The organism is Paenibacillus contaminans (assembly GCF_003285015.1).
GTDB lineage: Bacteria > Bacillota > Bacilli > Paenibacillales > NBRC-103111 > Paenibacillus_V > Paenibacillus_V contaminans.
The window spans coordinates 327995-347022 of sequence record NZ_QMFB01000006.1; the positions used below are offsets into that span (position 1 = coordinate 327995).

General features: G+C 52.3%; 14 protein-coding genes and 1 pseudogene. 12 read left to right on the top strand and 3 right to left on the bottom strand.

Translation table 11 applies throughout. From position 1 onward, the window contains the following. Nucleotides 1-140 precede the first annotated feature (140 nt). The 5 genes from DQG23_RS13290 to DQG23_RS13310 all read left to right on the top strand — a co-directional run bounded on the left by DQG23_RS13290 (nt 141) and on the right by DQG23_RS13310 (nt 5570). Nucleotides 141-1157, top strand: coding sequence for an NAD-dependent epimerase/dehydratase family protein (locus tag DQG23_RS13290; RefSeq protein WP_113031332.1), 1017 nt, complete (start codon nt 141-143; stop codon nt 1155-1157). After that, entirely contained in the window at nt 1157-2224 is a 1068-nt protein-coding gene (locus DQG23_RS13295) for a dihydrodipicolinate synthase family protein (RefSeq protein ID WP_113031333.1), read from the top strand. Before DQG23_RS13290 ends, DQG23_RS13295 begins: the two co-directional genes overlap by 1 nt. Before the next feature lie 42 nt (nt 2225-2266). Beyond that, nucleotides 2267-3613, top strand: a complete 1347-nt coding sequence (locus tag DQG23_RS13300) for a GGDEF domain-containing protein (protein WP_113031334.1) — start codon at nt 2267-2269, stop codon at nt 3611-3613. 52 nt (nt 3614-3665) lie between these two features. Next, complete coding sequence (locus tag DQG23_RS13305; protein WP_158560455.1) at nt 3666-4304, top strand: carbohydrate-binding family 9-like protein; 639 nt, start codon at nt 3666-3668, stop codon at nt 4302-4304. A gap of 777 nt (nt 4305-5081) precedes the next feature. Then, nucleotides 5082-5570 carry a pentapeptide repeat-containing protein gene (locus DQG23_RS13310; protein WP_158560457.1) on the top strand — a complete coding sequence of 163 codons (489 nt, stop codon included), beginning with the start codon at nt 5082-5084 and terminating at the stop codon, nt 5568-5570. Nucleotides 5571-5738: 168 nt separating this feature from the next. Here DQG23_RS13310 and DQG23_RS13315 read toward each other — a convergent pair. Both DQG23_RS13315 and DQG23_RS13325 read right to left on the bottom strand, forming a co-directional pair. Next, nucleotides 5739-7151, bottom strand: a pseudogene (locus DQG23_RS13315) (hypothetical protein). Nucleotides 7152-7535: 384 nt separating this feature from the next. Next, complete coding sequence (locus DQG23_RS13325) at nt 7536-7757, bottom strand: hypothetical protein (protein ID WP_113031338.1); 222 nt, start codon at nt 7755-7757, stop codon at nt 7536-7538. A gap of 475 nt (nt 7758-8232) precedes the next feature. Here DQG23_RS13325 and DQG23_RS13330 point away from each other — a divergent pair, with 475 nt between their 5' ends. After that, nucleotides 8233-10662 (top strand): EAL domain-containing protein, encoded by a 2430-nt coding sequence (locus DQG23_RS13330; RefSeq protein ID WP_113031339.1) that lies wholly within the window; start codon nt 8233-8235, stop codon nt 10660-10662. Between the two features lie 13 nt (nt 10663-10675). On the opposite strand, the gene DQG23_RS13335 is transcribed toward DQG23_RS13330, so the two are convergent. Continuing rightward, entirely contained in the window at nt 10676-11518 is an 843-nt protein-coding gene (locus DQG23_RS13335; protein WP_113031340.1) for a helix-turn-helix transcriptional regulator, read from the bottom strand. A gap of 184 nt (nt 11519-11702) precedes the next feature. Here DQG23_RS13335 and DQG23_RS13340 point away from each other — a divergent pair, with 184 nt between their 5' ends. The 6 genes from DQG23_RS13340 to DQG23_RS13365 all read left to right on the top strand — a co-directional run bounded on the left by DQG23_RS13340 (nt 11703) and on the right by DQG23_RS13365 (nt 18728). Then, the gene (locus DQG23_RS13340) at nt 11703-13196 is read left to right on the top strand and encodes a tagaturonate epimerase family protein (protein ID WP_113031341.1); all 1494 of its coding nucleotides are present in this window, start codon (nt 11703-11705) and stop codon (nt 13194-13196) included. Between the two features lie 37 nt (nt 13197-13233). Then, a complete protein-coding gene (locus tag DQG23_RS13345) occupies nt 13234-14508 on the top strand; it encodes a glucuronate isomerase (RefSeq protein WP_113031342.1) in 1275 nt (424 codons plus the stop codon). A gap of 173 nt (nt 14509-14681) precedes the next feature. After that, a complete protein-coding gene (locus DQG23_RS13350; RefSeq protein WP_113031343.1) occupies nt 14682-15311 on the top strand; it encodes a pyridoxamine 5'-phosphate oxidase family protein in 630 nt (209 codons plus the stop codon). A gap of 151 nt (nt 15312-15462) precedes the next feature. Then, nucleotides 15463-16803 carry a PASTA domain-containing protein gene (locus DQG23_RS13355; RefSeq protein WP_158560459.1) on the top strand — a complete coding sequence of 447 codons (1341 nt, stop codon included), beginning with the start codon at nt 15463-15465 and terminating at the stop codon, nt 16801-16803. A 109-nt stretch (nt 16804-16912) separates the two neighbouring features. Further along, entirely contained in the window at nt 16913-17557 is a 645-nt protein-coding gene (locus tag DQG23_RS13360) for a metal-dependent hydrolase (protein WP_113031345.1), read from the top strand. 208 nt (nt 17558-17765) lie between these two features. Continuing rightward, nucleotides 17766-18728: a formylglycine-generating enzyme family protein gene (locus tag DQG23_RS13365; RefSeq protein WP_192894587.1), complete on the top strand. Its 963-nt coding sequence runs from the start codon at nt 17766-17768 to the stop codon at nt 18726-18728. Nucleotides 18729-19028: the final 300 nt, after the last annotated feature.

The following is a 19028-nucleotide window of genomic DNA, read 5'->3' on the forward strand; positions in this document are numbered from 1 at the left end:
AACTTATTTTGTTTAAATTACTTTAAAGCGCTTGCAGTAAACAGACTCTTAACCACATTAAAGACTCATTATAGACCTTGTCTCTAAATGGTGTCCGCATGTACCATGAAGATATCAACTATAAGGGAGTGGAGTTTTCGATGAGAACGATTGAAGAGCTCGAAGCGAAGCTGGCGGAACCATCCGCGGCATTAATTGAAGACATGAAAAAATTGGACGGGGACATCATGCTGCTCGGTATCGGCGGCAAAATGGGCCCAAGCCTTGCCCGCCTCGCCATGAACGCAATCAAAGCTGCAGGCGTCGACAAGAAAGTATACGGCGCTTCCCGTTTTTCCGATAAAGCGCTTAAAGAAGAATTGGAACGCGACGGCGTTGAGACGTTTACCGTCGACCTGCTCAACGATGATGAGCTGAAAAAACTGCCGAAAGTGAAAAACATGCTGTACATGGCAGGAAACAAATTCGGCACGACTGGACGCGAGCACTTTACTTGGGCGATGAACGCATACTTGCCGGGCCGTGTAGCTGAGCATTACCGGGATTCTCGTATCGTCGTATTTTCCAGCGGCAACGTATATCCGTTGACACCGGTAGCGGCAGGTGGCGCTACTGAATCGGTATCTCCTTGCGCGAACGGCGAATACGGACAATCCTGCCTCGGACGCGAGCGCGTATTTGAATATTTCTCCAATACTTATCAAATCCCTATGGTCATTTACCGTTTGAACTATGCGATCGATCTGCGTTACGGCGTATTGCTGGAGCTGGCTAAATCGATTAAAGAACAACGTACGATCGACATTTCCATGGGTCATGCGAACGTAATCTGGCAAGGGGATGCCAATGAAGTGGCGCTTCGTTCGCTGCTCGTTTGCAACACGCCGCCGAACGTGATCAACGTCACCGGTCCTGAGACGATTTCGCTTCGCTGGGCGGCGAACGAGCTCGGTAAACGTCTTGGCATACAGCCGATCTTCGAGGGCGTAGAGTCGGAAACGGCGCTTCTCAGCAACTCGACGAAAATGAGCAGCTTGTTCGGTTACCCGAAAGTATCGCTCGGACAAATGTTCGACTGGGTTGCCGAATGGGTGGCGCAAGATGGCGCAACTTGGAACAAACCTACTCATTTCCAAGAAAGGGATGGGAAATACTAATGTCGAAAAAAACGTTGACTCCGGAACAATCGAAGGCGCTTCACGAAGGACTTGTCATTCCGGCGCATCCGCTGGCGCTTACCGAAGACCGTAAGCTGGACGAACGCTCCCAACGTGCACTTGCCCGTTATTATATCGCGGCAGGCTCGGGCGGCATCGCCGTCGGCGTTCATTCGACGCAGTTCGAAATCCGCGACAAAGGCATCGATCTTTATGAGCCGGTGCTTCGCATTGCGGCAGAAGAAGTGGCTAAGGCGAAGCTGGACCGTCCTTTCCTGCTCGTAGCGGGCATCTGCGGACCTACGGAACAAGCGCTGAATGAAACCGAGATTGCTTTGAAGCTCGGTTACGACGCCGCTTTGCTCAGCATGGGCGGCTTGAAGGACTGGACAGAGGAGCAAATTCTCGAGCGTACGGCGAAAGTGGCGGATCGCATCCCGGTTATCGGCTTTTATCTGCAGCCGTCCGTCGGCGGACGTATTTTCAGTTATGATTTCTGGAGCAAGTTTGCGGAAATCCCTGGCATCGTAGCGATCAAAATGGCGCCGTTCAACCGCTACCAAACAATTGACGTGGCGCGTGCCGTCATCAACTCCAGCCGCCGCGACGAAATTGCTTTATATACAGGAAACGACGATAATATCGTTAACGATTTGCTTACCGCATACCGCTTCAACGTGGACGGCAAGCAAGTCGAAAAACGGATCGTCGGCGGCTTGCTCGGCCACTGGTGCGTGTGGACGAAGAAAGCGGTCGAGCTGCTTGAGGAAATCAAGCAGGTTCGCGAGAACGAGCAGCTTTCCGCAGAATGGCTGACACGCAATATCGCGGTAACCGAAACGAATGCCGCGTTTTTCGATCCGGCGCATAATTTTGCCGGCTGCATTCCGGGCATTCACGAAGTGCTGCGCCGTCAAGGCCTGATGAAGGGGACTTGGTGCTTGAATCCGCACGAAGTGTTGTCGCCGGGACAATCCGAGGAGATCGATCGGATGTACCGCGATTATCCGGAGCTGAACGACGACGAGTTTGTCAAAGCTCATTTGAACGAGTGGATGGAACAATAAAGTAAGCAAATCGATGACTGGCTAACGGGAGAAGGGATCGGAATGACGGAACGGAGCAAGAAGGTTGACGGCATCGCGATAGGCATTATCGGGCCCCATGCGATGATGGATAAAATGGAGCAGGTGCTGAAGGGTTTTCCTTCTTTCGTGCCGGTCATGAAAGGCTACCGGCACGAAACGGAAGCGATCGAGCTTGCCGGATCGCTGATGGAGCAGGTGGAGGTTATTTTGTTCACCGGGCCTTACGCGTATCGGCTGGCGAAGGATGCGCTGCATTTTACCGTTCCGGTTCATTTCATCCCGCTCACCGGAGCCGGTTTGTATGGGGCGCTTTACCGGATACGCCGGGAGGTCGGGAGTCAATCGCTCTCGATCGACTCGCTGTCCGAGAAAGATGTGGCGCGCGCTTTCCGCGAGCTGGACGAGCCGACGGACGGCGTCGTTCTTTATGAAGGCGCCAAGTATCCGACGCGCGAGGAGCTTATCGAGTTCCACTTGTCCGAGTATAGGAACGGAAACAGCAAGGCGGCTCTAACCGGTCTGCGCTCCGTATCCGAAGCGCTTACGGCGGCCCAAGTGCCGAACGTGTGGCTGCTCCCGATGGAACAGGACATTATCTCATCGCTTGAGCGCGCTCTTCTGTCCACGGAATCGCGTAAAAACAAAGAAATGCAAACGGTCGTCGGATTTATCAATGTCGACGATTTTGCTTCGCTTGCGGCCAAGCAGACGTCCGAGCACGACGTGCAGCGGCTGAAGCTGGATATCCACCGGATGATTTTTAATTATGTGGAATCTCTGGACGGTTATCTCAGTTATTTGGGTGGCGAGGAATATACGTTCATTACGACTCGGGGCATTTTCGAGAAGGAAACGGGCGGCTACAAATATATTTCGCTGGCGCAGGAAATGAAAACGAAATTCGCCGTTTCGCTAAGCATCGGCATCGGCTTCGGCCGGTCGGCTAACGAAGCGGGCACCCATGCGCGGGTGGCGCTCCGGCGCTGTAAAGATTCCGGCGGCAATATTTGCTTCATCGTCCGGGAAGACCGCAGCATGATCGGTCCGCTCGAAATGAACGAACCGGTGCATTACGAGCTTTCGTTAATTCATACCGAGCTGCTTAAAAAAGTGGAGCAGGCAGGCGTCTCTCCCGTTTACTTAAGCAAGCTTTTGGCCCATGTGTCACGTTTCGGCAAGTCCGATTATATCGCCAAGGATTTGGCGACGATTTTGGGCGTTACCGTGCGAAGCACGCACCGGTTCCTCAATTCGCTGGAGGATGCCGGACTTGTGGAAATCATAGGCGAAGAGAAGGGCGACGCTAAAGGACGACCGAAACAAATTTACCGGTTAAATTTCGTTTCCGATATCATAAGAGGCATGTAAGTGGTAAGATATAGGTGTTCTTTTATCTTAACGGAAAATGGTGATGGTTGCGATGAATTTGCCTGCTTTGCCTACTTACGAATGTGTCAAAAAACAGTTTTCCGGTATGCCGCTAAGCTCCGACGACGTTTGGAACGGCATTGAGAAGATGGTGCTTGTGGAGGCCGGCAGCGGCAGCAAGCCGACGCTGGCTTCGACGGTCCAGTCGTTCTGGACGGAGGAAGCGCTTTATTACCGCTTCGTTTGCGAAGATGACCGTATTGTGGCGACATTGTCGGGACATGATGCGCCGATATACGAAGAGGATGTAGTTGAAGTATTTCTCTCTGAAACGCACGATATTCAGTCCTACAAGGAATTCGAGCATAGTCCTGCGAACGTGCAGTTCGATGCGACGATCATCAACAATCTCGACGGCACGTACAAAGTGAACCTCGATTGGCATGCCGAAGGCTGGGAAACGACAGTGGATAAAAATGAAGATGGTTCCGAGCTGACATATATCTGGAAAATGCCGTTCGTTAATTTTGAAGGCGGTACCCCTAAGGCAAACGACGAGTGGCTGATGAACTGCTACCGGATCGACCGCGGGGAATCGGAGCAAGAGGATCAGTATATGGCCTGGTCGCAAACCGGAATCGTCGACTTCCATACGCCGCGTCGTTTCGGCACCTTGCGTTTCGTGGATTAAAAACTAAAGCAAGCATCGCATATAAAAGCCTCCTGCCGTTTGCACGGTATGGAGGCTTTGTTGAAAATATATGATAGGCTGCGTTTTCGTTATAGCAGAGTCTTCGTTCAAACACTTTCGATTGTTGCAAGCCGGCGATCGTCAAAGTGCTTCCAATGAACCACAGTACCACTCCGAGGGGCGACGAAGGTGCATGCCTGGGGTCTCGAATCGCACGAGATTTGATAACCGCCGTGTGACTGAGCGCCGCACGCCAGGAGTCGTTCACGGACTGAATTCGCTGTAGTCCTATTTCGCCTGCTTGGAGTAAGGAATCGAACTTTCCCTTACACTGGAGTCCGATTTTGCCTTCTTGAAGCTTGGATTTCCTGATATGTCTAGTCATATAGTCGTTGTAAGCGGGCATTTTCTGACTGCAGGCGAGGGAAAGAGGCCAGAGTTAATTCCACATGGGCAATATCGGACTGCAGAGCATGCAAGCGACGATTAATATATTCGATCCGACCGGATAGGTCAATGAGAACATGTAGGTTGTTTGAGTGGCGGCTCCAGTTTCTATTTGGATGCAGTTGACGGTTTTAAAGGGAACTTTGTGAAAATATGCGTGTTTCCGCCCCGCGCGACTCCCGGCGAGCGGGGCTCGATCACACGTCGGCAGTCAAATCTCCTTGTGTATGCGTGCATTTATCCAACCAAGCCGTCATTTTAATACGGTCTAGGAAAGCCCGTAAGACTGATACGACTGGGGAAATAAATAACAAATTGGGGGGTATAAAGTTGTTTATTATAAAAAGACACTCAGGTGATGGTGATTTGCAACTAGAAATGGATACATTAGTAAATGCCAAGCTCAATGGTTGTAATCTGCACAGAGCTGAACTTAGATGTAAAAATATGGCTGGGGCGAGCCTTAGTGGTACTAATTTAAGGAATGCGGAATTGAATAATTCGGATCTCAGTTACTGTAATTTATTTGAATCGAATTTGATAATGAGTAATTTTGAAGGTGGTTTGCTTATAAATGCAAACATTTCAAAAGCAAAATGTTTCTATGCTAGTTTTAAAAATACCAATTTGAGCAAAGCGAATTTACTTGATGCCGAAGTAAGGGAAGCTAATTTTTCAAATGCACTATTATATGGGGCTAATATGAATTGTTTGGGATTACTTCAAGCAAATCTAGTTGGAGCCAAGTACGATTCAAATACCATATGGCCTCCAAATTATAACCCTTCAGAGCATGGTGCAGTGTTACTAGTAGAATAACGTTTTTTTATTGCCTTGTTGCATACCGGAATCGTCGACATACCGCAAAAATATAAGCCTTCTGCCAATTAAACGACAAGAAGGCTTTTTGATGTGTTAAATATAATATGAAGCAGTTTCTGAGGATAACTGGAGCCTCCCCAAAGGAATCGAGTTCCCATCGATACGTTAAAGCATAATGATAAACATCGCCAAGATCGTCGTAACGACGAGTCCGAGCACGACAGGCTTCAGGTTGCGCCGAGCTACCTCGAACGGATCGACCCCGCAAATGGCGGCCGCAGGAATAAGCGCCCAAGGGATGAGCGTGCCGCCGCCGACTCAAATGGCCGATACTTGGCCGAGCGCGGTTAATGTAGCGATACCGGCACCGATAGCGGTCGAGAACAGGTTGGCGATCGAACCTACAAGAGAAATGCCGGAAAAGCCGGAGCCGTCCAGGCCTGTTATCGCTCCGACGGAGGTTAATGTAACGACGCTTACTTGAGGATTTAGCGGAACGGAGTTGGCAAGCGCTACGCCAAGGTCGTTTACAATACCGTGCGAGCCTTCCGGAAGTACTTTGCCGAATATTTCAACAAAGGACGAGTCGCCCAAATAAAAGAATGCCGCGATCGGAATAACCGGTCCGAACACCTTGAACCCGAATTGAAACCCTTCGATTAAATATTCGGTCGTTTTCTCCAACCCTTTGCTACGATGCGCGAGAAGGCTGATCAAGAGCAGAATAAATACCGACGTCCCGCCGATAAGCGCGGTCGCATCGCCGCCTTGCAGCTTCAAATAGGACATTGCCGCCAAGTCGCCGAGAAAGAGGAGAGGGATGATAATGGCCATCGTCCTTTTGGCCGCCGGGGAGAGCGAGATTTTATCCGGAAACGCCCCGTAGGTGGGTTTGCTCGCTCCGGCAGCGAGCCCGGTTTGATTGGTCAGCTTGCCGTTTTTCATATCTTTGCGCATGAACCAGAATGCTGCGGCAGTCGTAACTGCACCCATAACGAATACAAGCGGAACGCTGGCGGCGATCACATCGGATACGGGGATGCCTGCGGCGTCGGCCGTTATTTTCGGAGCTCCTTGAATGATAAAATCGCCGGATAACGCGATGCCGTGACCGAATAAGTTCATCGCGATGGCCACGGCAAGCGGAGGAAGACCTGCACGTATGGCTGCGGGCAGAAGCACCGCACCGATCAGCGCGACTGCCGGTGAAGGCCAGAAAAACCACGAAATGACCATCATCACGATCCCGACCGTCCAATAAGCCATAGTCGGATTCCGCATCAGCTTCGTAAACGGCGAAATCATCGTTTCATTAATACCCGAAACGAGCAATACCCGGCTCATCGATACGATGATGGATATAACCAGGATCGTGCCGAGCAGTTCTTTGATGGCGACGATAAAACTGTTGAATATTCCGCTTACCGACTGGCTAAGCGATTCCGTAGCCATCAGACCGAGCACGAATATGCCTATGATGCACACTAGCGACGTGTCTCTGCGCATGACCATAAACCCGATGATCAATGCGATGAACGCCAGGTACACCCAATGCAGACCGATCAGTTCGATTCCCATAATACCCCTCCATGAATGGGCTTACATCTAGCTTCTACAGCTTATGCCATAAGCCTAAAGAAGGTGAGTGCCCGCCCATTCATCGTTATTACTTCGCCATGCCGCCGCTAACAGCAGCTCTACGCCGCACTCCGCGCCCACGTCACGCCGTCGCCCGCCGCCCCCAGTCGCCGCATATCGCAGCACTCCACCGCACTCCGCGCCCACGTCACGCCGTCGCCCGCCGCCCCCAGTCGCCGCATATCGCAGCACTCCACCGCATTCCGCGCCCACGTCACGCCGTTGCCCGCCGCCCTCCAGTCGCCGCATATCGCAGCTCTACGCCGCATTCCGTGCCCACGTCACGCCGCCGCCCGCCGCCCCCAGTCGCCGCATGTCGCAGTTCTACGCCGCACTCCGCGCCCACGTCACGCCGTCGCCCATCGCCCCCAGTCGCCGCATGTCGCAGAACTCCACCGCACTCCGTGCCCACGTCACGCTGCCGCCCGCCGCCCCCCCAGTCGCCGTAAGTCGAAGCACTCCACCGCCTCCGTTTGCCGCACGCCGAAGCTCCACAATGAATGCAAGCAGCTCTGTGCCGTACACAAACAGCCCTGGCGGACGCAAACTATATGCGCCGCCGCACAGCGCCGCGAGCCGTCGGCTTCGTAGCTATTGAGTGAATCCAGATCAAAAAATGTCGCAATGTGGCGATGCCCCGGGAAATAAAAACGCGTCCATGCGCTTTATTCCTCTTGGACGATCACAAAATGGCATATTTTTAAGCATGACTGTTCAGAAATGATTCAGAATCGTATGCTATGCTTTCGATCGGAAGTGTGAAGAGGCCGGAGGAAAAGCGCTTGAAGCCGTATTTTTGATGATGCCAGGTCTTCAGAATGGCGGTATTATCCATACAGTATTTGGAATAAGGCTGATTGGAACCTTGTGAGGTCGTGAATCGACACGATTTTACAAGTTCTTTTATTTATTTGAAAAAAATTTCGTCTTCATAGTGTATATTTAGAAGATGAGAGTACATATGGAACGTTATTCGCTCCCTTATGGGAGATGCACATTTTAAAGGAGTGTAGCTTGTTATATGGATCATCTATCGGGAACTTATAATGAACCGCTCGTTGTTTTATCCTGTTTGATTGCGGTTGCCGCGTCGTATTCGGCGTTGGATTTAGCGGGAAGAATCAATACGAGCAAGGGGAAGCTGCGGATGTATTGGCTTATTTGCGGGGCTGTTTCGATGGGGCTCGGCATATGGTCGATGCATTTCGTCGGGATGCTTGCGCTTTCGCTGCCGATTCGCGTCTCCTACGACATCGGACTTGTCCTGTTGTCGGTCTTGTTCGCAATCGCAGTCTCGTATATCGCACTGCTGACCGTTAACCGCAAGAAGATGGGGAGCAAGGAGCTGCTTATATCGGGAGGGCTCATGGCGGCGGGCATATCGGGCATGCATTATGTCGGCATGGCGGGGATGCTCGTAAATACCTCCTATAATTCCGGGCTTGTCATTCTCTCCGTCCTGATCGCCGCAACCGCATCGATCGCCGCTCTTGCGCTTTTGTCTTATTTTCGCAAGTCGAATTCGCGATACTCGGCTTTATTTAAGCTGGGCAGCGCAGTCATTATGGGGGCTGCGATTGCTGGCATGCATTATACGGGCATGGCGGCGGCTCACTTTCATCATGGGGATGGGACCGTGTACGGCACCGGAATGCAAATCGAGCAGGAAATTATGGCTTATATCATCGTTTCGGGTACGTTCCTGATGCTGGGGATAACGCTCGTAGGCGTGCTCATAAACAATCGGTTCTCCCAGAAGGATCTGGTTCTCCAGAAAAACGAACGCTGGTACCGCTCCTTATACGAAAATAACACGGACGGCATCATATCGGTGGACAATGACGGACGCATCTTGAGCATGAATCCGGCCGTCACGAGAATCGCCGGTTTTGCTTCCGAAGATTTTGCGAACAAGCATATATCCGTGTTGGGGCTCAGCATTTCGGAAGAGCATAGGGAAAGGACGAAGACGCTTTATTACAGCTCTTTCAACGAACGGCCGGAGAGCTACGAAACGGCGATTATTAGTCCGTCCGGAACCCGAATCGAGCTCAGCATCATCAATGTTCCCGTAGTTATCGACAACCAGCTGGTCGGCAATCATATTATCGCCAGGGATATAACGGAGGAGAAACGGGCGAAGGATAAAATCAAGCATCTTGCTTTTCATGACGATTTGACGGGGCTGCCGAACCGGAGAATGTTCGATCAGAAGCTTAAACGCTTCATCGAGGAAGCGGAAATGACGCATAAGCAGTTCGCCGTTATGGTTATCGATATCGACAGGTTCAAAATGATCAACGATTCGCTCGGCCACACGTACGGCGATATTTTCCTGAAGGCGGTCAGCGCGCGCTTTAACGAGGTGGCGGATGTCGATCATGTAACGCTCGCCCGCATGGGTGGAGACGAATTTACGATCATTTGCCCCGTCGGTGACGACGGAGATGAACCGTCCGAGCTGGCGAAACGTTTGCTGGATGGACTGAAGCTGCCTTTTCGTTTGAAGGACAATGATTTCTATATTTCGGCCAGTATCGGGATCGCGGTATATCCGAAGCACGGCAAAAGCGCCGAGCAATTGCTGAAATCCGCGGACACGGCCATGTACGACGTGAAAAAACTGGGCAAAAACGGCTACCGATACTATTCCAGCGATCTCGACAAGGAGCTGCTGGATCGGATCGAGCTGGAAGCGGATCTTAGAAAGGCAATCGAGCGAAACGAGCTGCTCGTGTACTACCAACCCCAATTCCGAGCGGAAGACAGCAGGATGGTCGGCGTTGAAGCTCTGGTCCGCTGGAAGCATCCGTCGAGAGGAATTTTGCAGCCCGGCGCGTTCATTCCGATAGCCGAGGAAGCCGGCATGATTTTTGAGATCGGCACTTGGGTTCTAAGGGAAGCCTGCAGGCAAATGCGGGAGTGGCATGTAACGGGCGGCCCGCTCATCCCGGTCGCCGTCAATTTGTCGGCCCAGCAATTTCATCAGTCCAATCTGGTAAACTATTTGCTTAACGTGCTGAATGAAACCGGGCTGGAAGCGAAATATCTCGAGCTTGAGATTACCGAGAGCATGATGATGGATGCGGCGGTTTCCGCACAAACCTTGCGCGAATTGAATCAGATCGGTGTTCGAATCAGCCTGGACGATTTCGGGACGGGGTACAGCTCGCTCGGTTATTTGAAAACATTCCCGATCCACAAGCTGAAAATCGACCGCTCCTTCATTACGGAAATAGCGGAGAACGATAATGACAAGGCGATCGTCTCGACGATTATTTCCATGGCACAAAATCTAAATCTGGACGTAGTGGCCGAAGGCATCGAAACGAAGGATCAGCTCGATATTTTGACGCAAAACCAGTGCAAGGAATTGCAAGGCTACTATTTCAGCCGCCCGTTATCGGCTCAAGATGTCGAGAAGGCGTTTTTCATTCCGCTTCGCTCCTAGCGGCGATGTATTGCTAGCCCTGTTTCCGGTACTGGAGCGGTGACAGACGGGCTACCGATTTGAAGACTCGCCCGAAATGTGCGACGCTTTCGAAGCCGACCTGATCGGCGATGTCGATAATTTTCGTTTCCGTTTCTTTAAGCAGCCGCTGCGCTTCTTTCACCCTAATCGCGTTGACATATTCGACGAACGAAAAACCGGTCACTTTCTTGAACGAACGGCTCAAATAATGCGGACTCATATAAAACTTATCCGACAGATCATGCAGCGTAAGCGGCATCGCGTAGTATTGATTGATGTAACGGACGATTTCGGTCACTTTGCCGTGCAGGGGCGATTCCGCCGCAAGCGCGGTCGTTGTGTGCTTCTCGAGTTTTCGGCTTGCGAACAGCAGCAGCTCGATCAGCAAATGCTTCATGTAAAGCTCGAAGCCCGTGCCCTGCGCATGGGCTTCTTTCGTCAGCTTATGCAGAAGATGCTCGACGAACATACGTTCTTGAACGTTTAAACTGAGCACCCTCCCGGACGAATGGGTAAAGGGCTCGAACAAGAAACGGCTGCCTGCGTACTCTTGCGTGTAAGCGTCGCTGAAGTTGATGAGAACGCGCTCGTGCTGCGGGTTTTCCGCGTTTAAAGAACTGTGCAGATCAAGCTTGTTGATAAAAACGAGATCGCCTTGCTGCAGCTTGTATGTCCTGTCCTTTATGAAATAGAATCGTTCCCCGGCAAGCAGATAGTAAATCTCGTAATTGCGATGAAAATGATTCGTTCTCTCGAACGGCTCCGTTCTCCGGATATGGTGGATGTACAAATCGTCGTCTTCCGCGCCATAGCTGACGGCGGCCATATCGCTCATGCCGAATCTCCGCCTTCCTCCGCTTAAATAAACAGCTGATCTTAGTATATCAAAAAATGTCCCCATCAAGACAAGATATGCAAGAAAATAGCGAATACAGGCAAAAAAGGCGAAGAAAAATAACGGATATTGTTCTATGATGAGCGTATACGGCACGAACAATGATAAGGAGGCTTCATTTTATATGGCAAATGTAGTGGCAATCGCGCAATCGATCAAAGAAGGTCGAACAATAACCGTTTCGGAACCCGAAATCCGCACATATCCCGCATCGTTTGACGTTAGCGGCGGCACCTCTTGCATCATGATTAAGGAAGACGGCGTCAGAAAGCTGCTTGCAGCAGGCGCGGGCCCGCTTTATGACGAGCTGCAAGGCGAAGAGCGTGACGGAGGCAAAGTTTGCGGACTTTCCCACGCCAACAGGCTGGTGCTGAACCGTCATTTTCCCTATACGGCGCCTCAGGCCTTCGGCACTCAAGTAGCGACGATCGGGCTCGGCGACAGACTCGGCCTGGCGGGTCCCGGACATGTAAAAACGGTGCGCGGAAGAGCGGTGAAGCCGATATTGGCGCAGCAAAGCATTCGCGAGCTTACGCTTACCGGACGCGATTATAAGGAAGTGGTCGACGCGGCGAGCTTTGCCGTTTATCAGGAAGGGTACAGAGACGGCTTCGGCGCGGATGGCGATCATCTGAAAGCCGAAGCGGATATCCGCTTGGCTCTGGAGCTTGGTTTTACGATGCTGACGCTCGACTGTTCGGAGAAAATCGACAATACGATCGAAGGACTTTCGGCGATCGAGATCGAGACGAAGTACAATACACTTCCGGCTAGCGTTCGGGAGCACTATGAAGGCCGTTATTTGAACCAATCGTTTACCGTGGAAAACAGCGTCATTCGTTTCGATAAAGGCAGCTTGATGAAAAACGCGCTTATTTACGGCGAAGCGATCTCGTTCATGGCGCATATTTATGAGACATACATCAAGACGGCGGACAGAGCGGTCGACTTCGAAATTTCAATCGACGAAACGTTGACGCCGACCGACCCCGAATCGCATTTTCTCGTCGCAAACGAGCTGTACGCCCAGGACATTGCCATCTACAGCATGGCGCCGCGTTTTTGCGGGGAGTTTCAGAAGGGAATCGATTATATCGGCGATGTTGCGCAATTCGAGCGGGAACTGATCGTGCATGCGGCGATCGCCGATCATTTCGGCTACAAGCTGAGCATTCACTCCGGCAGCGACAAGTTCAGCGTATTCCCGCTGATCGGCAAGTATACGAAAGGACGCTTCCACGTCAAAACGGCCGGTACGAACTGGCTGGAAGCGGTACGAACGGTCGCCGTCGTCAATCCGGACCTGTACCGCCGTATGCACCGGTATGCGTACGATCATTTTGAAGAAGCGAAGGCTTATTATCACGTTACGACCGATATCGGCGCGATAAAGCCGCTCGACGAGGTGTCCGACGATCGGCTGCCCGAATATATGGAGGACGATAATGCGCGCCAGCTGATCCATATTACGTACGGCATTTTGCTTCAGGCGAAGACGGCGGAAGGCGGCTCGATGTTTAAGGAGGAATTTTACCGGACGTTAAACGAGCAGGAAGAGGCCTACGATCAGTCGCTAGTCCGCCATATCGGTAAACACTTGGATTTGCTCGGCAAATAACATTCCGATCCGTCTCTCAGGAAGGAGAAAGTCGAACATGGCGATTCGAACGAAGGAACAACTGCGCGATTTCGTGCATGAAACGGTGCGGACGACGCCGATTACCGACATTCATACGCATCTGTTTACGGAAGCTTTCGGCGATCTGCTGCTGTGGGGGATCGACGAGCTGCTTACTTATCATTATTTGGTCGCGGAAACGCTTCGCTTCCATCCGCAGCTGCCGTACGAATCGTTCTGGGCGATGTCGAAGCGGGAGCAAGCCGATCTTGTCTGGCAAACGCTGTTTATCGACCATACGCCCTACAGCGAAGCATGCCGCGGCGTCCTGACGGTTCTTTGCAAGCTTGGACTTGACGTGGAGAGCCGCGATCTGGCCTCGTACCGCGCGTACTTCGAGGTGACTCCATTAAACGAGCATATTACGAATATATTTCGTTTGGCGGGCGTAACCTCGGCTTGCATGACGAACGATCCGTTCGTCGATAAAGAGAGAGAGGCGTGGGTGGCGCTTGCCGAAGTCGATCCGCGTTTCCATACGGCGCTGCGTATCGATCCGCTTCTGAACCAGTGGGAGACGACATGGAGCAAGCTTGCGGATTGGGGCTACGAGGTGGAGGAAGCGTTGACGGAACGTTCCTATGCGGGTATCCGCCGTTTCCTGAACGATTGGATCGACCGGATGAATCCGCTGTATATGGCGGTTTCGCTGCCGCCTTCCTTCGCTTTTCCGGAGGATTCGGCGCGCGGGCGTATCATCGCGAATGCGATCGTGCCGGTAGCGCGCGAGCGCGATATTCCTTTTGCCATGATGATCGGCGTGAAGAAGCGGGTCAATCCGGCGCTTGGCGACGCCGGCGACAGCGTCGGCAAAGCGGATGTTACTGCGGTTGAAGCCATTTGCGCGTTATATCCGGAAAATAAATTTCTGGTGACGATGCTGTCCCGAGACAATCAACATGAGCTGGCGGTAGCGGCGCGGAAATTCCGCAATCTGCTCGTTTTCGGCTGCTGGTGGTTCCTAAACAATCCCAGCTTGATCGAAGAGATAACGCGTATGCGCTTCGAGCTGCTCGGGACGAGCGTTATTCCGCAGCATTCCGATTGCCGGGTGCTCGACCAAATGCTTTATAAATGGGATCATTCCCGGAGCATTATCGCAAAAGTGCTGACCGATAAGTACGGCGATATTATGGACACCGGCTGGATGCCGGCCGAGACGGAAATCAAGCGCGACGTGGCCGACCTTTTCGGCGAAACGTTCTGGCGTTTTCTTGGAAAGCCGAATCCGGCCAGGGCAGTGGAAGCGTAGGAATTATTATTTGCTATTAAAGAGAAGCGGCTCGTTTCGCTTGACGGTTTGCCTTGTATCCGAGTATCATGAGCGGATAGCCGAGGCAAACCTTTTTTGCGTGCCGGCCGGTTACGAGACTCATATTTGCGGGAAACGGCGTATACAATCGTTAATGCATAGGAGAGGACATGATGAACCCTTTTGGTCGAATCGTCCGTACGGAAGCGGAACTGAAAGAATTGGCGGGCAGCCCGAGTCCGCTTGCCGTTAATAAGGCGATCCCGGTGCTTGACGGTCATTGCCGCGATTTTATCGCGAAAGCGCCGATCGTTTTTATCGCTACGGCGGATGCAGCCGGCGCGTGCGACGTATCGCCGAGAGGAGATGCGCCCGGCTTCACGGCGGTGATCGATGACAAGCATCTGCTCATACCCGAGCGTCCGGGCAACCGGCGCTTCGATTCGATGCGCAATATTTTGGATAATCCTCAAATCGGCTTGATTTATATAATCCCGGGGCTGGAGGAAACGCTTCGTATCAGCGGAAAGGCTTGCATCGTCAAGGACACCGACTGTTTGGCTCCGCTTGAAGCCCAAGGGAAAATTCCGCTGTTCGGGATCGGCGTGGAAGTGGAGCAGTGCTTCGTCCATTGTGCGAAGGCGTTCAAACGGTCTAAGCTTTGGGATTCCGCTTCGTGGCCGGCCGAAGAAAGCCTGCCCTCCGCTGCGAGAATGCTGGCGGACCATGCGGGGGCGACGGGGCTGACGGAGAAGGACATAACGGCTGCGCTTAAGGAAAGCTATGAGAAAAGGCTGTATTGAAAAATCGCCGTGATTAAGCCGGCATAACCTACTTCCCGACTATGAAAATAAGCCTTACATCCCGTTACCAAATATTATTTTTGCTACTGCCGACCCAAAAAGAGTCATGAATCCGAACATTATGGAATATGAAAAAAACGGGGTGATACCGTTGAAGCCAATATCGAATCGATATGAAATCAAGGAATTGATTGCACCGCTTCTTGGCGGTCAGTTATATATAGGCAAAGACATGTCGCTCATGCGATACGTGTTTCTTTATGAAATTCCGGTACGTCAAGGGGTGCCGATCGAGCCTTATATTCAAAAAATCGGCAAAGTGATGCAGGTATCCACGCACACGCAATTTTTGCATATTTTGGACGTCGAGATGGCAGAGGAACAGGTCCGGATCGTCCTTACGCATCGTGAAGGCTGTATGTTCAAGCAATATACCGGACGGCATTCGATGACGTTCCAGGAAGCGGTCGCGATGATCGTGCAATTTGGCCGTGTCATGCTGGACGCCGCCGAGGAACGGTCGATGGAATTCTCACTGCATCCCGGGAATATTTGGATAACGGACGATCAAAAGATTAACGTCATTAATAGCTGGGATCGTCCGGCGGAACGGCAGCGTTTATCCAAAGAACTGGTTGCTTTGCTGCTGCAGCTTGTAAGCCGGTCGAGCGTGCTGCCCTCGGATGGCCAGCGTGTCGAAGCCGAATTTCGCAAACATTTGAACGGATTGCCGGCGTCAAGCAGGGAAGCCGTCATTTCGACTTTGACGAACGCATGGAATGGAAGACTGTCGCTGAATGCGTTCATACAGAACTTGCAGCATTTGATGCAGGGGGGCGCCAAAGAGAGCGCAGGCCGGGGAGTAACGCCGCCTCCTGAACGGATAAGGCGGGCTCCGGTTATTCAAGAACCCAGCCCGCAAAAGAAGCCTATCGAAAAAGAACGGGAAGCGGAGCAGATTCCGGATGAGGAAACCGAAGAGAAGCCGCGCGACAGACGGCTGTATCGTTTGAGCAAACGGTTATGGCAAGGACTCGGCTTGGCGGCTTTGACGATCGCCGTATTTATCGGCGTCTTTACTTTGTTGATCCAGTCTACCGACAGCAAAGGGAAACAAGCGGGCTCAGCGGTAACGCCTACCCCGGACCGGCAAAGCTCCAAGCCGTCGGACACATCGAAGCCAAGCCCGAGCTCGAGTTCCAAAACGTCGCCGACGCCTTCGAAAAAACCGTCCGAGCAGCCTTCGCCGAGTCCGTCGCCTTCGGCTGACCCTCCCGCGCAAAGCGGAGGACCGGTGAGCGTTCCGAATCTTATCGGGCTGGCCAGAGATGCGGCGGAGAAACAAGCGTTAGCGAACGGATTGCGCTTCGAATTCGTCATCGAAGTGAACGAAATGGCGGCAGGAAACGTATTTAAGCAAGAGCCGGCGGCAAACGAGACGGCGGCGAAAGGCGACAGGATCAAGTTCTGGGTCAGCAAAGGTCCCCAATAACGAGCGATTCCCGTCCTCGGATTGCACCGGGGATGCTTTTCGTATATAATACAAACATATGTTCGATATAGAGAGAGATGACACCGGCGTTCGGTCATGGAGGGGAAGCATGAAAGGGTCGACTCACTTAGCTATCGGTACGGTAATCGGAGCGGCCGCCGCCGTTTATTATCCATTTTCATGGAATAACGCGGCCTTGTATGTGGCGGTGTCGGCGTTCTCCGCTTTGAGCGCGGATTTGGACGGTCCCAGCATGTTGAGCAGCAAGCTCGGGAAAGTATCCAAAATAGTCCGCGAGGTTGTCATATGGGCGGGCGCCCTGCTGATGGCCGTCGCCGCTTATTTGCTGCTGGTGCAGCGCGAGTTTTATCCGGAGCTTACGGCCGGGGCGGTTATGGTTTTTCTGCTCGGCTTTGTCGCGAAGGAAGGCGCCATACGCAATGCTTTGGTCAGCGCGGTCGGCTTAGGGCTCATATATGCCGGGTTCGATATACAGCAGAACTGGCTGATGGGGTTCGGTTTGTTTGTCGTTTGGGCGCCTTGGCTTAAGCATAGAGGGATGACGCACACGATTTGGGCGGTGTTCGCATGGGGAGCGATCGGCTGGGGATTGCAGCAGCAGCTGCAGATCGAAGGCATTGCGGCCGTTTCCGTCATCGGTTACGTTTCGCATCTGGTTGCGGATACGCTGACGCCGAGCGGCGTCAAATGGCTGTACCCGATTTACAGAAGATCGATCAAGCTGCGCGTATAACGGGTTAAGCAGTTAGCGCATCGCCATTTCGGATCGGCTGCTATTGCAGCGTGTTTCGGATAGAATCGTTATGCCGGCCGGGCTTTTTACCTATCTTCGGAAGTAGTTGCCCGGTCCGCGCGTTCGTTATGTATTGCGCCGGCCTGTCCGAATGAGTAGACTATAGGTATGCTTTGTTTAAGATCAGGCTCGACGGAGGCGCTGCGACATGACGGAAGAACATACGAAACCAGCCTGTTGTTCGGCTGCAAGACCGGCTGAACAAAAACCGGACATGCCGGAACAGACGATTCACCCCAAAGAGGGCGAAGTGGATCGCATCGGGATGATTTATTTGCCCGGCGGCGAATATTATATGGGAACGGACAGTAAAGAAGGTTTCCCTGACGACGGAGAAGGCCCCGTTCATTTAATCAAGCTTAAGCCGTTTTATATGGATGCCAACACGGTGACGAACGCCCAGTTTGCGGAGTTCGTTAAAGCGACCGGCTACAAGACGGAAGCCGAAAGGTTCGGCTGGTCTTACGTTTTCCACAGCTTCGTTTCGCCTTGGGTGGCGAGGACGGTGCATCAAGTCGTGCAGGGCGTGCCTTGGTGGTGGCCGGTTAACGGAGCTTTCTGGTATCAGCCGGAAGGGCCGGACTCCAATATCGAATCGCGGATGGATCATCCGGTCATCCATGTTTCATGGAACGATGCCAATGCTTATTGCAAATGGGCAGGCAAAAGATTGCCGACGGAAGCCGAATGGGAATACGCCGCCCGGGGCGGTCTAGATCGGAAAATGTATCCGTGGGGCGACATGCTGATGCCGGACGGCCAGCATTACTGCAACATTTGGCAAGGTACGTTCCCCGAGAAAAATACGGCTAGGGACGGTTACGCCGGAACCGCTCCTGCCAAGTCTTTCCCGCCGAACGGCTACGGCATGTACAACGTGGCGGGGAATGTTTGGGAATGGTGTTCCGATTGGTTCAGCAAGTCGTATTACAAGGAATCGCCCGATACCGATCCGCAAGGACCGGCAGCCGGCACGAACCGCGCCATGCGCGGCGGCTCGTATTTATGCCACAAGTCGTATTGCAATCGATATCGCGTAGCCGCACGAAGCTCGAACACGCCGGACAGCTCGACCGGCAATCTCGGCTTCCGCTGCGCGGCTGACGCTTAAAAATCGCACAAAAAGTCCTCCTGCCCATTGATTGGGAAGGAGGATTTTTGTTTTGACCGTCCACCCATGTAGCTTAACCGAGAGCGGGAAACGGGTAGCTTTTACCGATAAGCCGAAATGTAATTTCGTATTGACAGGAGGGATGAAACCCTTTACACTTCAAGGTAAGTTGCAAACAAAAAGAAACTAACGAATATCGTCTATTTTATACAATTACGGCTCCCAGGTCGTTTTGATTCTGCTGCCGAAAGACTTGCTTAGAACCAATCATTATCAAAGTATGCGATACGGGGTGAGATT

Bases quoted from the DNA above. Each gene is read 5' to 3' on its own strand.
- DQG23_RS13290 (WP_113031332.1), top strand. From the start codon at position 141: ATGAGAACGATTGAAGAGCTCGAAGCGAAGCTGGCGGAACCATCCGCG.
- DQG23_RS13295 (WP_113031333.1), top strand. From the start codon at position 1,157: ATGTCGAAAAAAACGTTGACTCCGGAACAATCGAAGGCGCTTCACGAA.
- DQG23_RS13300 (WP_113031334.1), top strand. From the start codon at position 2,267: ATGACGGAACGGAGCAAGAAGGTTGACGGCATCGCGATAGGCATTATC.
- DQG23_RS13305 (WP_158560455.1), top strand. From the start codon at position 3,666: ATGAATTTGCCTGCTTTGCCTACTTACGAATGTGTCAAAAAACAGTTT.
- DQG23_RS13330 (WP_113031339.1), top strand. From the start codon at position 8,233: ATGGATCATCTATCGGGAACTTATAATGAACCGCTCGTTGTTTTATCC.
- DQG23_RS13335 (WP_113031340.1), bottom strand. From the start codon at position 11,518: ATGAGCGATATGGCCGCCGTCAGCTATGGCGCGGAAGACGACGATTTG.
- DQG23_RS13340 (WP_113031341.1), top strand. From the start codon at position 11,703: ATGGCAAATGTAGTGGCAATCGCGCAATCGATCAAAGAAGGTCGAACA.
- DQG23_RS13345 (WP_113031342.1), top strand. From the start codon at position 13,234: ATGGCGATTCGAACGAAGGAACAACTGCGCGATTTCGTGCATGAAACG.
- DQG23_RS13350 (WP_113031343.1), top strand. From the start codon at position 14,682: ATGAACCCTTTTGGTCGAATCGTCCGTACGGAAGCGGAACTGAAAGAA.
- DQG23_RS13360 (WP_113031345.1), top strand. From the start codon at position 16,913: ATGAAAGGGTCGACTCACTTAGCTATCGGTACGGTAATCGGAGCGGCC.
- DQG23_RS13365 (WP_192894587.1), top strand. From the start codon at position 17,766: ATGACGGAAGAACATACGAAACCAGCCTGTTGTTCGGCTGCAAGACCG.